10 protein-coding genes are annotated in these 13,551 nt (G+C 45.1%); 6 read left to right on the forward strand and 4 right to left on the reverse strand.

Annotation, left to right across the window (positions count from 1 at the left end; genetic code table 11):
* Positions 1–410: 410 nt before the first annotated feature.
* A complete protein-coding gene (gene sfsA / locus BUA59_RS21475; protein WP_217653765.1) occupies positions 411–1,187 on the reverse strand; it encodes a DNA/RNA nuclease SfsA in 777 nt (258 codons plus the stop codon).
* Between the two features lie 120 nt (positions 1,188–1,307).
* Here sfsA and BUA59_RS21480 point away from each other — a divergent pair, with 120 nt between their 5' ends.
* Complete coding sequence (locus tag BUA59_RS21480) at positions 1,308–2,147, forward strand: AraC family transcriptional regulator (RefSeq protein ID WP_198515431.1); 840 nt, start codon at positions 1,308–1,310, stop codon at positions 2,145–2,147.
* A 46-nt stretch (positions 2,148–2,193) separates the two neighbouring features.
* Entirely contained in the window at positions 2,194–2,829 is a 636-nt protein-coding gene (locus tag BUA59_RS21485; RefSeq protein ID WP_072841978.1) for a LysE family translocator, read from the forward strand.
* A gap of 465 nt (positions 2,830–3,294) precedes the next feature.
* On the opposite strand, the gene BUA59_RS21495 is transcribed toward BUA59_RS21485, so the two are convergent.
* Together BUA59_RS21495 and BUA59_RS21500 are read right to left on the reverse strand one after the other, a co-directional pair.
* Positions 3,295–4,344, reverse strand: a complete 1,050-nt coding sequence (locus tag BUA59_RS21495; protein WP_072841980.1) for an ATP-binding protein — start codon at positions 4,342–4,344, stop codon at positions 3,295–3,297.
* A complete protein-coding gene (locus tag BUA59_RS21500; RefSeq protein WP_232728931.1) occupies positions 4,341–5,096 on the reverse strand; it encodes a response regulator in 756 nt (251 codons plus the stop codon). Before BUA59_RS21500 ends, BUA59_RS21495 begins: the two co-directional genes overlap by 4 nt.
* 118 nt (positions 5,097–5,214) lie before the next feature.
* On the opposite strand from BUA59_RS21500, the gene BUA59_RS21505 reads away from it, so the two are divergent.
* Genes BUA59_RS21505 through BUA59_RS21520 form a run of 4 tightly spaced genes read left to right on the forward strand, consistent with a single transcriptional unit; the run spans position 5,215 to position 11,502 of the window.
* Positions 5,215–6,396 (forward strand): efflux RND transporter periplasmic adaptor subunit, encoded by a 1,182-nt coding sequence (locus BUA59_RS21505; protein WP_072841982.1) that lies wholly within the window; start codon positions 5,215–5,217, stop codon positions 6,394–6,396.
* A 27-nt stretch (positions 6,397–6,423) separates the two neighbouring features.
* Positions 6,424–9,555 (forward strand): efflux RND transporter permease subunit, encoded by a 3,132-nt coding sequence (locus tag BUA59_RS21510; RefSeq protein WP_072841984.1) that lies wholly within the window; start codon positions 6,424–6,426, stop codon positions 9,553–9,555.
* Between the two features lie 4 nt (positions 9,556–9,559).
* On the forward strand, positions 9,560–10,954 hold the full coding sequence (locus BUA59_RS21515; protein WP_072841985.1) for an efflux transporter outer membrane subunit: 1,395 nt from the start codon (positions 9,560–9,562) through the stop codon (positions 10,952–10,954).
* The gene (locus BUA59_RS21520; RefSeq protein ID WP_084122631.1) at positions 10,951–11,502 is read left to right on the forward strand and encodes a GNAT family N-acetyltransferase; all 552 of its coding nucleotides are present in this window, start codon (positions 10,951–10,953) and stop codon (positions 11,500–11,502) included. The genes BUA59_RS21515 and BUA59_RS21520 overlap by 4 nt, the downstream gene beginning before the upstream one ends.
* Positions 11,503–11,889: 387 nt before the next feature.
* Here the strand turns inward: BUA59_RS21520 and guaA are convergent, their stop codons facing one another.
* Positions 11,890–13,467 (reverse strand): glutamine-hydrolyzing GMP synthase, encoded by a 1,578-nt coding sequence (guaA, locus tag BUA59_RS21525; RefSeq protein WP_072841989.1) that lies wholly within the window; start codon positions 13,465–13,467, stop codon positions 11,890–11,892.
* Between the last annotated feature and the right edge of the window lie 84 nt (positions 13,468–13,551).

The following is a 13,551-nucleotide window of genomic DNA, read 5'->3' on the forward strand; positions in this document are numbered from 1 at the left end:
GACTCATCATCCCGAAGAACAACAAGCCAACATAAAGCGAATTGACGTGTTAGACGTTTCGCAAGACTTCAATTTTTTTGATCAACTACATCTCGGTAAAACCGGTCTGCGATGATCTTCTGAAGCCTCCAGCGAGCGCCCACACAAATTATCTGATTATCTATTTTAAAGAGCGGGCTGACTTGAATACTCAACCAGATCTTAATCTAGTAAAGTTGAACTTGGTCTTCGTTGCTCTGAAGCCTTGTCCGTGTCAGCGAGGGCGTATATTAAGGATCTACAGATTTTGTGCAACCCTTTTCGACATTTTCTTTCAATTTATTTTAAATATATACGTATTCGTTCATAAAACCGTCAAGAAACGCTCTTTTTGGTTATAAAGCAACCAAACAATGAAAATTTAAGCGCTATTAATCTATCAATTCAGGCATCACCACAGGCACCGAGCGCATCACTTTCATCTCCTGAGAGTTAATTGCAACCTGATAAGCAATTACCTCAACACCTTTTGCGACAACTTCTATAAAAGCCTGCGCATACTTTTTATCGATATGCGCCGCCGGGGTAACAGAATCAATTCCTGTATGACTCACACAGAAGAACATTACTGCACGATGACCTTCTTTGACCATCTTCGCCAACTCATATAAATGCTTACGTCCACGATCAGTCACCGCATCAGGAAAATAACCCAATCCATCTTCCTCTAATAAGGTAACGCTCTTCACTTCAACATAGCACTTACGACCATCACCACCAGTAAGCAACCAATCAATACGGCTTTTCTCGCCATACTTCACTTCGGCTTTTTGTTCGGCGTAACCCGAAAGTTCTTTTACTACGCCATTGGCAATTGCTTCGCCAACTAATTTGTTCGGATAGCCAGTATTGATACAAGCCAAATACTTATTATCAACCTCAACTAACTCCCATGTATAAGCAAGCTTACGTTTCGGGTTATCACTCCTCGAAAGCCACACACGAGCATCATCTTGTTGGCAGCGTTTCATTGATCCTGTATTTGGACAATGAGCAACAACGACCTCACCATTCGGCAATTCGATGTCAGACAAAAAACGCTTATAGCGTTTAATCAATTTCCCTTCTACTAAGGGCGTTGGAAATTTCACAGAAGGACTCCAGAATTCTTTATGAAAACCATCACAATCTAAAACAACCACTCTCATGTAAGGAAAGGCATTTTCATAGACCTTAAACAGACACCAACGTTAAGAGTGCCCTAGGCGGTTGCGCAAAACCAATTGGTGCAATAGGATCATAAGATCCTTGGTTTGGAGTTTTGCTTTGTGAGGGATACGGTTCGTAATATTAATCAGCATTTTTGGAGTAGCAAGGGTATTCCATTCCTCACAATACGCACAACTCAAAACAGCACGCAAAGCTATAAAGCACACTGTCACTCCGAACTATCCATTGGCATCATTGAGTCAGGTACAACACAGTTAACCCTACTAAACAATGAGATGATGCTTGAAAAAGCGGACATTGTTCTTATTGAACCCAACGTCGTTCACTCCTGTAACCCCTTGCAAGGTCAACCACGCAGTTACCACATGCTCTATATCGACAACACATGGTGCTGCCACTTTTTGTCGAAACTCTATGGTTACGAGATCAAAAAATACGACAGCCAGCACAATTTACTACCAGCCCTAGACAATGAGATAAAATTGTCGGAGCTAATCCATACTGTGTTAAATCAAGACAACGAGGAAACAGCAAGCCGCCTAGAAAGGCAGGTGTTTAACCTAGTCAGCCGCTATTGCTCTCCTATTCTGGAACATAAGGACGAAAGCCATTTAGCCAGTGAGCTAAAAACTCGACTCTTACAAGATATAACACAGGCTCCGTCCCTTGATGTCATAGCGAAAGAGCTTGGCAAACCTGCGGAAACATTAATCCGCTGTTTTAAAAAGCATTACGGCATCACGCCAAAATCCTTTCTTAATAATAACCGTATCGAACAAGCTAAGATTTTATTAAGACAAGGAATGAGCATAGTGGATGTCTCCGCGGAAGTTGGTTTTTCAGATCAGAGCCAACTACATCGTACTTTTGTGAATTATACCGCTTCAACGCCTCGCCAATATCAACAGGGAACGTCAATTTTCGACAATATTCCCTGACACCCAAAGCCTATAGTTGGGAAAAATAATCTATAGGTAACCTGTTATGTCACTCGCAACCCTTCTTCCTGCAGCTTTTCCTGCATTAGCACTGGCTCACTTCGTCGCGTTATTAAGCCCAGGGCAGGACTTTTTCCTAATCATTGCCCACTCTATTCGCCACCGATTACAAGGAAGTCGGTTTATCTGTCTTGGCGTCGCCCTAGGTAATGCGATTTATATCGCACTCGTCATACTGGGATGGGCAAACCTTCGAGACAGTCAAATGGCTTTTGCATTGATCCAAGCCGCTGGTGCCATTTACCTTTTATGGGTTGGGCAAAAACTCCTCCGCAGCAGAAAAAACAACGCGCTACAGGAAACCGGTCAAGAGACTCCACCCTCCGCCATGCACCAACTCAGCCTCGGATTAAACTCTGCTCTACTCAATCCTAAAAACGCTTTATTTTATATGAGCTTAATGACAGTCATCCTTGGCAGTGAAGTGACATTGATTCAACAAATCTCTTGCGGCGTATGGATGTTCCTTGCTGTGCTGTTTTGGGACTTATTTATTGCAGCCGCCATCGGTCGCCCCCAAGTTCAAACCTATTTAAAAGCCTACATACACATAGTTGAAAGAGTGGCCGGCGCGATTCTAATAGGCTTCGGTCTTACCTTATTTGCAGGATATTTTCTTTAATTTTGATAGAACAGCTTAGACCGAGGGGATAATAAGCAAAATTACGTCTAGGAAAGGCCAAGCCTTAACGCTTTGAAGGAATATAATTCACCCTTGTTAAAGCGTGTTTTCCAAGAGTTATTGGTTACACTGTCAATTTTATTCCATTGTTTCAGGCTAGGTATGATATTAGAAGAAAGCTATCGTCGGGATTTAAACCTGTTAGTGGCGTTACAAATCCTCGTTGAGGAGCGCAGCGTAAAGCAAAGCTGCTGCTCGCTTAAACCTCAGTTAATCCGCCATGAGCCGAGTTCTAGGACGACTACGCACCTTACTATCGGACCCTTTATTTACTCGTCATGTTGTGTCCGTCATTGACCTTTATCTATCGCTCACCCAGTTCAGATAAAAAGTAACAGCGCAAACCATTAACAGTGGTGGCTATAAATCCAATGACACTGTGTCACCAAAGGCAATAATTTCTGTTTAAGATGGCCAGCATAGCTCGATTACCGTCCCACCCTTTTCATTTAGGTAGCAGTTAACATTTCCGCCATGCGCTTTTGCTATGGCCGCGACCACAGCGAGACCTAACCCGCTACCGTTTTTAGTATTGTCTTTGGCTCTGCGAAAAGCCGTGAATGCATGTGGTAGCAACTCCAACGGAATACCCGGCCCAGAATCTGCCACAGACAAGTAACAATCCTCATCTTTAAGTGCAGACGTGATGATTATTTCCCCCGGAAGAGCATACTTACTGGCATTTTCCAATATCGCTAACAAAGCCTGACGAATTCGAGTAGGGTCACAAATTACAGGCAATCTCGTTAAATTTAGCACCACATGCTGACCTGCCTCTTTAAGCATATTAGCGGATAAATCGGTAAGCAGCTTGATTTCGTCCGATAACTGGGTTTCTTCTAAGTTAACTTTTAACTCACCACTGTTCATTAAGCTAATAACACGAAGATCTTCAATTAAACGCGACAACCCTTCCACTTGAACCAAAAGTCTAACAAATTGGGCTTCATCTGGCGTAAACACCCCTTCTGCCAAGCCTTGTAGTCGTCCTCGTAAAATGGTCACAGGGGTTCTTAATTCATGGGCAATGGCCGCATTCCAAAAAGTGTGCTCTTCGGTCATACGCTGCAGCTTTTCTGCCAACAAATTTAGGTCATCAACCAATAAAGCGGCTTCACCAAGAGATCGATCCCCGACATGGGCGCGATAATTGAGATCCCCTTCGGCAATTCTTCGGATCCCTTCGGCAACCAAATTTAAAGGCTCCAATATGCGCTGGGATAACCGAATGGCGACATTGATTGCCAATAAAATAACTATTACTAAGGTTAATAAAATCCACAACCACTCTGGTCCTGTTGGGGCAAGGTTTTCCTCATTCGGCAGCACGTTAGGCCAGTACGCTTCCCATAGATAATAAAAAACAAACGACCCTATGGTGACCAATAAAGCGGATCCAATGGCTATTTTTATCATTGAAAAAGCAATTTGACGACTCAAACCACTTAATTTCATGAGTCACCTTTCAAGCGGTAACCAACACCACGAACTCCAGCGGGCACACCATGAACCCCAAAAGCATCGAGTTTTTTACGAATTTTACTAATGTGACTATCCACTGTTCGCTCTAGAGCATCCCCCTCTGGTAAACAAGAGACCAATAGCTCCTCTCGGGTAAACACGCGTTTCGGTGAACGAATGAAATGAGTTAAGAGCCTAAATTCGGTTAATGTCAACGCAAGTGAATGCGCTTCGCCGCTAACATAAACGGTTATGTCATGGCTTTCCAAATCCACTTCAAAAGGATCTGCACGCAATGTCTTACTCTTTGCAGAGGAGTTAACCTCTAAAGTACGTCGTAAAACAGCTTGCACTCTCGCCACCACTTCCGCCGGATTAAAGGGCTTCACGACATAATCGTCTGCGCCAATTCGAAGTGCCATCAGTTTATCCAAATCTTGATCCATCGCCGTAAGCATAATGACGGGGGTGTTACTATTTTGTCGTAACTGAGACAACACTTCCCAACCATCCTTTTTCGGCATCTGGATATCCAGCAAAATCAGATCCGGCTGAATAGAAGCATGAAGTTCAAGCGCCTGTTGTCCATCACCAGCATGAAGGACACGCATGTTATTACGCGTCAGATAAGCCGATAAAATATCAACAATTTCCAACTCATCCTCCACGATCAGAACCAATGCTTGACGATGATCTGGGCCTTCTTGATCAGACTTAGACATAACCTTGTGATTTTCAGAAAACAAATGCCCCTCCATCAAACCTCCACATTCACTCAGCAGAACCTCCACACACAAATAGTAAACTCACGAACAATTGAATTACTTAAACGCTTTTACGTTCATTTCCCCAAAGGATAACGCAGTGAAAAAGATAAATACATGTGTATGTAGTGGCTTACATATCTTGATAATTAGCTTGTTGGTCGGTTGTCATCAGTCGAATCAAGAAGACAAGGATGAGATCGAATTAACAATACCCACTCCCTTAGTGTCAACGATTAAAGTAGAGCCTACGCCTCTTGAGATATATGAAACACTTCCTGGCCGAGTCATGGCCGTCCGTACAGCTGACATTCGCCCACAAGTAACGGGAATCATACAACAAAGGCTATTCAAACAAGGGGCAGAAGTAAAAGCAGGCCAATCACTATTTCAGATTGATCCAGCCCCTTTTGTGGCAGAAGCCGACACGGCCAAAGCCAACTTATTGAGAGCACAGGTTACGTTCAAATTGGCTGACGACAAAGTCACGCGCCTCAAACCACTGCTAGCCGCCGATGCTATCAGTCGTCAGGATTATGACGATGCCGTGTTACTCCGTGACCAAGCGGGAGCCGATATTGCTGTTGCAAAAGCAACTCTGGCACGTCGTCAGCTTGATGTGACCTTTGCCAACGTGACAGCCCCCATATCAGGTCGCATTGAGCAAGCTTTAGTAAGTGAAGGGACATTAGTCAGTAGCACAGATACAAGCCCCATGGCGCGTATCCAGCAGATTGATCAAGTGTTTGTGGATATTCGTCGCCCCGCTACCTCGTTTCAAGCAACACGTGAAGCCTTAGCGGCAAATTCGGCGGGTGAATCGAATGCATCAGGCGCAACAATCGAAATTTTGCACAGTAACGGCCAACCCTATCCTATCAAAGGTCAGGCTTTATTCTCCGGCATTAATATCGACGTGAGCACAGGCGATGTTTTGCTACGCGTACTGGTTGATAACCCTCAACGCCTACTGTTACCAGGCATGTTTATCAGAGCAAAAGTTCTCCATTCAAGTTACCAAAATGCACTGATGGTTCCACAGCAAGCCGTTATGCATCTGTCGGGTGTACCTCATGTTTGGCGTATTGATGAGAAAAACTTTGCTCACTTTCAGCCGATAGCACTGGGGGAACTCATCCAGGGGCAATATCACATACAAGATGGAATAGAAGTCGGAGATATCATCGTCATCGAAGGAATGGATAGGCTTCAGGACGGTATGCTCGTCAATCAACACCCATGGAAAGAGTTCGACGCTCCTTCCGCACCTGTGACCCACTGATTAAGATTATTAGAGAGTCTGAAATTTATGTCCCAATTTTTTATACAGCGTCCAGTGTTTGCTTGGGTTATTGCGCTTTTCATTATTTTGTTTGGCTGTATTGCGATTCCAAAGTTGCCAATATCCCGCTACCCTTCTATTGCACCGCCTACCGTGAACATTATGGCAACCTATCCAGGTGCCAGCCCACAGGCAATGAATGATGGAGTGCTAAGTCTGCTGGAAGGAGAGCTCTCCAGCGTCAAAAACTTGCTGTATTTCGAGTCCTCTGCCGACAGCTCTGGCTCGGCCTCAATCACGGTCACATTTAAGCCAGGAACAAACCCTGATTTAGCACAAATTGACGTACAAAACCAAATGAAAGCGGTGGAGTCTCGCCTACCAAGGGCCGTACGCCAAGATGGCTTAACCATAGAGTCGGCTACCTCCAACTTTCTTATGATTGTGGGATTAAAATCCGACGACAATCGCTATGATGAAATTGCCCTAAACGACTACTTAGCTCGTAATCTGGTAAAAGAATTACGTCTTATAGAGGGTGTCGGACGCGTCCAGTCTTTTGGAGCAGAAAAAGCGCTGCGCATTTGGGTAGACCCAAACAAGCTCTATTCACTGGGTTTGACAATGAATGACATTAGCCAAGCGGTGACTGAACAAAATACACAGATCACCCCTGGAAGCATAGGTACAGCACCAACAGTAGAGGGCCAACGAGTCACGCTCCCCCTAACAGCACAAGGCCAGTTAACCAGCGTGCAAGATTTTGCCAATATCATTCTGCGCGCTAACAGTAACGGCTCAAAAGTCTTGCTCAGCGATGTTGCCAAGGTCGAGATAGGTTCTCAGTCCTACGGTTTTTTGAATCGAGAAAATGGCAAAACAGCAACCGCGGCGGCCATCCAACTCACACCGGGAGCAAATGCGGTCAAAACGGCCGAAGCGGTAGAGAAGCGTTTGGCGGAGCTAAGTCAAACCTTACCAGCGGGCATGTCCTATTCGACCCCATTTAACACAGCGCCTTTCGTTAAGGTTTCCATCAACAAGGTGATCACCACGCTCCTCGAAGCCATGGTGTTAGTCTTTTTGGTTATGTATCTGTTTTTGCAGAGTATTCGCTATACCTTAATTCCCGCCATTGTGGCTCCCATCGCTTTGCTGGGCACTTTCACCGTCATGCTGTTAACAGGCTTCTCTATCAACGTGTTAACCATGTTTGGTATGGTGTTAGCCATCGGCATCATTGTCGACGATGCCATTGTGGTAGTAGAAAATGTGGAACGCATAATGGCCGAGGAAGGCTTATCGCCGAAAGAAGCGACCATCAAAGCCATGAAAGAAATCACGGGAGCCATTATTGGCATCACACTGGTGCTCACCGCAGTATTCATCCCCATGGCGTTTGCTAGTGACTCGGTGGGCGCCATCTATAAACAGTTTAGTTTATCTATGGCCGTATCTATTCTGTTCTCCGCCTTTTTGGCTCTGACACTTACGCCAGCTTTGTGCGCCACTTTACTCAAACCAGTCAAAGGCCATCATCAGCAGACACGTTTTGCCCAGTGGTTTAACCGCAGTTTTAGTCGTATGAATAACCGCTATGAAACACAAGTTGGTGCCTTTGTGAGTCGTAAAGGCTTCATGATGCTGATCTTTGTGGTCTTGTGCGCCATTTTGATTCTTATCTACCGACAGCTACCGTCTTCCTTCTTACCAGAAGAAGACCAAGGCTACTTTATGACCAGTATCCAACTTCCGGCCGACGCCACCACAGAGCGCACATTAGCCGTGGTAGAAAAGTTTGAAGAGCATGTACTCAGTCGCCCTGCAATTGAATCAACAATGACCGTCATTGGATTTGGTTTTTCCGGCTCAGGAACAAATGCCGCACAAAGTTTTACCATGTTAAAAGACTGGGATCACCGCTCCGGCACCTCAACACAGAATGAGCTACAACTTGCAGAAGCAGCCATGGCTGATGTTAAAGAAGGCTCTGTCATGCAGATGTTGCCGCCGTCTATTGAAGAATTAGGCACCAACTCTGACATAAGCTTTTTCTTACAAGACCGCGCGAACCAAGGTTACGAGCAGTTAAAAAATACTGAGTCTCAAATGATAGATCTTGCTCAAAAGAGCACATTGTTAAAGGACTTTTATACCGATGGCTTACCTGCCGGAACCAGCATTCACTTGGAGATTGATCGTCAGAAAGCCGAGGTATTAGGCGTGTCGTTTACCAATATTAGTGAAACCTTGTCTTCAGCAGCAGGCTCGACCTACATTAATGACTTTCCAAATCAAGGTAAAATGCAACAAGTCATTATGCAAACTGAGCCCTCAGCGAGAATGCAAATTGATGACATTCTGAGTCTACACGTACGCAACAGTAGTGGTGGCATGGTGCCACTATCGGAGCTGGTGACACCGTCTTGGTCAGAGTCCATCCCACAATTGCTTCGTTTTCAAGGCTATCCAGCCATCCGCATTGCAGGTAGTGCTGCGGCTGGCGTATCAAGCGGTCAAGCCATGGCAGAGATAGAGCAACTGGCTAAGCAATTACCACAAGGCTATGCCATTGCGTGGACAGGACAAGCATTGCAAGAACGTCAATCCGCCCAACAAGCTCCCATGTTGATGGCGCTATCTATGTTGGTGGTGTTCTTAGTGTTAGCGGCACTGTACGAGAGCTGGTCGATTCCTTTATCCGTCATGCTCGTCGTGCCATTAGGCTTGCTGGGTGCTGTGCTGGCGGTTGTTTTACGAGATATGCCTAACGATGTGTTCTTCAAAGTGGGCATGATCACCGTCATTGGTCTGTCTGCAAAAAATGCGATCCTAATCGTGGAATACGCCAAGCAATTACGCGAGCAAGGTTTCAGCTTGGCAGAATCTGCGATTAAAGCGGCTAAGTTACGTCTGCGGCCCATCTTAATGACTTCCCTTGCCTTTACTCTAGGAGTTTTGCCTTTGATGCTTGCCAGCGGTGCCAGTGCAGAAACGCAACGCGCTATCGGTACAGGTGTATTTGGAGGCATGATTAGCGCGACTCTGCTCGCTATTTATTTTGTGCCCGCTTTCTTCGTATTCGTAATGAGCATTCAAGAGCGATTGGCATCTTGGACAAACTCTAATAAGACACCACCAACAGACTTTAAAGGTTAATACTATGCGTTCTCTTGTTATTGTTATGACGGTATTGCTGGCGGGATGCTCTTTAACCCCAGAGTTAACCAAGCCAGCCGCGCCGATACCAGAAAACTTTGCCAACCAAAATAGTGTTGGCACACCTTCATCCTACACTATTTCCGACCTAGGATGGCGTAACATGTTCCGTGATAAGCGCTTACAAGCGCTTATCGAATTGGCATTAGCCAACAACCGAGATTTACGTATTGCCACGTTAAATGTGGACGCTGTCAAAGCCCAATACGGCATAGCACGAGCAGAACGGTTGCCCAATATTGGCGTTACATTGGATAGCACCAAACAGCGTTCAGTCACCACGGACGGCGGTGAAAATACATCCCAAATACAAAAACAGAGTGGTCTCAGCCTTGGTATCAGCGCCTTCGAAATCGATTTGTTCGGACGCGCTCGTTCCATGTCAAAGGCGGCTTTTGCCCGTTACTTAGCAAGTGACTATGGGCATCAAGCTGCACAAATGGCGTTGATCAGCGCCATCAGTGAAGCCTACTTCGCGGAGCAAATCGCCTATGAGCAACTAACATTGGCAGAAAACACACTTACGGATTGGCAGCAATCACTCAAGATAACCTTGCAATTACGCAAAGCGAATCAAGGCAGCGAGCTGGATGTGGCGCAAGCGGAGGGGCAGGTAGCAAGCGCCGAAGCGACTCTCATCGCCAATCAAAGGAGCTTATCCCAGGCAAAGAACTTACTGCGACTACTAGTCGGCGCTGACATTCCCACCAACCTACCGGCATCAGACTTATTCTCTGATCAAGCGGTAGCCACCTCGTTGTCACCGGGTCTGCCCTCCGACTTGCTGTTACATCGTCCCGACATTTTGCAAGCAGAGCAGAACTTGATTGCCGCAAACGAAGACATTGGTGTAGCACGAGCCGCCTATTTCCCGCGTATCTCACTGACCAGCTCCATCGGCTATGCCAGCCAAGATATGAAAAGCTTAGTTGGCTCGGATAATGCCACTTGGTCATTTGCACCGCAAATTAACCTCCCCCTGTTTCAAGGTGGTAAGCTCGACGCCGAGTTGGCCCTAGCGAAGGTGCGCAAATCAACAACGATTGCCGAATATGAAAAAGCCATTCAGACAGCGTTTAAAGAAGTGGCCGACGGACTGGTTGGTAGCGAAACGTATCAACTACAAACGACGGCACAAAAGAAAGTCGTCTCCGCCGCTGAACGCAGAGCCAGACTATCCAACCTACGTTATCAAGCGGGCATAGAAAGACGCTTGGAATTGTTGGATGCCCAGCGACAACTGTATGTAGCCAAACAAACCTTACTAGACCTTAAACAGCAAGAATTGAATAATGCTGTTTTCTTATACAAAGCCTTAGGCGGTAGATTGGAACTATGAATAAGACAAAAATACATTTATTACCCGTAAGTCGAGATGAGCTCAGCACCTTTAAAACCGAGCTACAAGAAACCTTTACTGCTGCTTTGGTCGATCAATTTAGTCAGTTTGGCAGTGAACCCATTCCCTCTGACGACGATATAAACGAATCTTTTAACGCCCAAGGTGCGGTAATACGACACATTTTTTACGGACAAGAAAAGATAGGAGGCGTAGTGCTGAAGATTAATGAAGATACCCAGCACAACAGCTTGGATCTATTCTTTATCTATCCCAAACACCATGGCAAAGGCTTCGGCCTAGCGACTTGGAAAACCATTGAAGCGACCTATCCTGACACTAAGGTATGGAGCACCGTTACACCCTATTTCGAGAAACGAAACATTCACTTCTATGTCAATAAGTGTGGTTTTCAGATTGTAGAATTCTTCAACAAGAACCACTTAGAAAAGAATGAAAAAGCCCGTAGCACCGATCCCCATGATACCAGTGACTCGAGTGAAGAAGAGTTTTTCAAATTCGAGAAGGTCATGATACAAAAAACATAACGACCTTATTGATAACACGAGAAAGCTTACTGATCGAATCCAGTAAGCTTTCATTCAATACAATCAAAGCCACCACTTTGGTTTATCCAGCCTTTTTGACTGCTAAAGTGTCATAAAAAACTCTTTAGTTTTTGATAATAACGGAAGCCGTTGTATTTTTGCGACTTGGATTCCCGACTTCGCGGGAATGACTAGAAAAGTAATTTGATAGTAAGTATGACGAGCCTATTCACAGGAAAATATTGGCTTCTCGCCTTAACAAGCGTTTGCCCCCTTTTGGAATACGACAATTACTACCTATTTCCTTCAGGCAATAAAAAAACCCGCTTCAAACGAAGCGGGTTTTTAGGTGTTTCTATTTATTCAGTTAAGACGTACTTAGCTGAATTATTCCCACTCAATCGTCGCCGGTGGCTTAGAGGAAACATCGTAAGTCACGCGTGAGATGTGTTCGATTTCGTTGATAATGCGACCAGAAACTGTTTCTAGCAATTCGTAAGGAAGGTGAGCCCAACGAGCTGTCATGAAGTCGATGGTTTCAACGGCACGAAGCGCAACCACGTATTCGTAACGACGACCATCACCCACTACGCCAACAGATTTGACTGGCAAAAAGACAGCGAAAGCTTGGCTTGTTTTATCGTACCAACCAGAGCGACGTAACTCTTCAATGAAGATAGCATCCGCACGACGAAGAATGTCTGCGTATTCTTTTTTCACTTCACCCAAGATACGAACACCAAGACCTGGCCCTGGGAACGGATGACGGTAAACCATGTCGTAAGGAAGACCTAGCTCTAGACCTAACTTACGCACTTCGTCTTTAAACAATTCACGAAGTGGCTCAACCAACTCCATTTTCATATCATCAGGTAGACCACCAACATTGTGATGAGACTTGATAACATGAGCCTTGCCAGTTTTTGAAGCCGCAGATTCGATTACGTCAGGGTAAATCGTGCCCTGAGCAAGGAAATCAATGCCATCTAATTTAGAAGACTCTTCATCGAAGATCTCGATAAAAGTATTACCAATGATCTTACGTTTTTTCTCAGGATCGTTTTCGCCAGCTAACTTACCAAGGAACAAGTCCTCCGCATCAACACGGATAACTTTCACACCCATGTTGTCAGCGAACATTTTCATAACCTGATCACCTTCGTTTAAACGAAGCAAACCATTGTCTACGAACACACAAGTCAATTGATCGCCAATCGCTTTATGAAGCAAAGCAGCAACGACAGACGAATCCACACCACCAGACAAGGCTAACAATACTTTACGATCACCAACTTGCTCTTGCATACGCTCGATAGCGTCTTGCGCAATGTTCGCAGGGGTCCACAAAGTGTCACAACCACAAATATCCACGATAAAACGGGATAAAATACGGCCACCCTGTAGCGTATGAGTTACTTCTGGGTGAAATTGCACACCGTAAAATTTCTTCGCTTCATTCGCCATCGCCGCGATTGGGCAGCTGTCAGTCGACGCCATCAAGGCGAAATCTTCTGGCATGGCAATAACTTTATCACCGTGACTCATCCAAACATCAAGCAAAGCAACACCATTATTGGCGATATGATCTTGAATACCGTCAAACAACGAAGGACCTTTATGCTTGCGAATTTGTGCGTAACCAAACTCACGAATTTCAGAACCTTGAACTTTACCGCCCAACTGCTCTGCCATAGTCTGCATGCCGTAACAAATACCAAATACCGGCACGCCCAATGTAAATACTGCTTCTGGAGCACGAGGGGAACCTGGCTCAGGAACGGATTCAGGACCACCAGCAAGGATGATACCTTTTGGATTGAAGTCGATAACTTCTTGATTTTCCATATCAAAAGCACGAACTTCACAGTAAACACCGATTTCACGAACGCGACGCGCAATCAGCTGAGTATACTGAGAACCGAAATCAAGAATAAGAATTTTATGAGCGTGGATATCTTGCGACATTATTAGCCATTCCTTTCACTCTACTTAAGAGACAAATCTTTTCGTAGAAGTAATCAATAAATAGTAAGAGCAATAAATAAAGAT

The sequence above is a fragment of the Marinomonas polaris DSM 16579 genome (genome assembly GCF_900129155.1).
Classification (GTDB): Bacteria; Pseudomonadota; Gammaproteobacteria; order Pseudomonadales; family Marinomonadaceae; genus Marinomonas; species Marinomonas polaris.

What these genes read in the sequence shown, in the direction of transcription:
- sfsA (WP_217653765.1), bottom strand. Translation starts at nt 1,187, where the DNA reads ATGAGAGTGGTTGTTTTAGATTGTGATGGTTTTCATAAAGAATTCTGG.
- BUA59_RS21485 (WP_072841978.1), top strand. Translation starts at nt 2,194, where the DNA reads ATGTCACTCGCAACCCTTCTTCCTGCAGCTTTTCCTGCATTAGCACTG.
- BUA59_RS21515 (WP_072841985.1), top strand. Translation starts at nt 9,560, where the DNA reads ATGCGTTCTCTTGTTATTGTTATGACGGTATTGCTGGCGGGATGCTCT.
- BUA59_RS21495 (WP_072841980.1), bottom strand. Translation starts at nt 4,344, where the DNA reads ATGAAATTAAGTGGTTTGAGTCGTCAAATTGCTTTTTCAATGATAAAA.
- BUA59_RS21520 (WP_084122631.1), top strand. Translation starts at nt 10,951, where the DNA reads ATGAATAAGACAAAAATACATTTATTACCCGTAAGTCGAGATGAGCTC.
- BUA59_RS21510 (WP_072841984.1), top strand. Translation starts at nt 6,424, where the DNA reads ATGTCCCAATTTTTTATACAGCGTCCAGTGTTTGCTTGGGTTATTGCG.
- guaA (WP_072841989.1), bottom strand. Translation starts at nt 13,467, where the DNA reads ATGTCGCAAGATATCCACGCTCATAAAATTCTTATTCTTGATTTCGGT.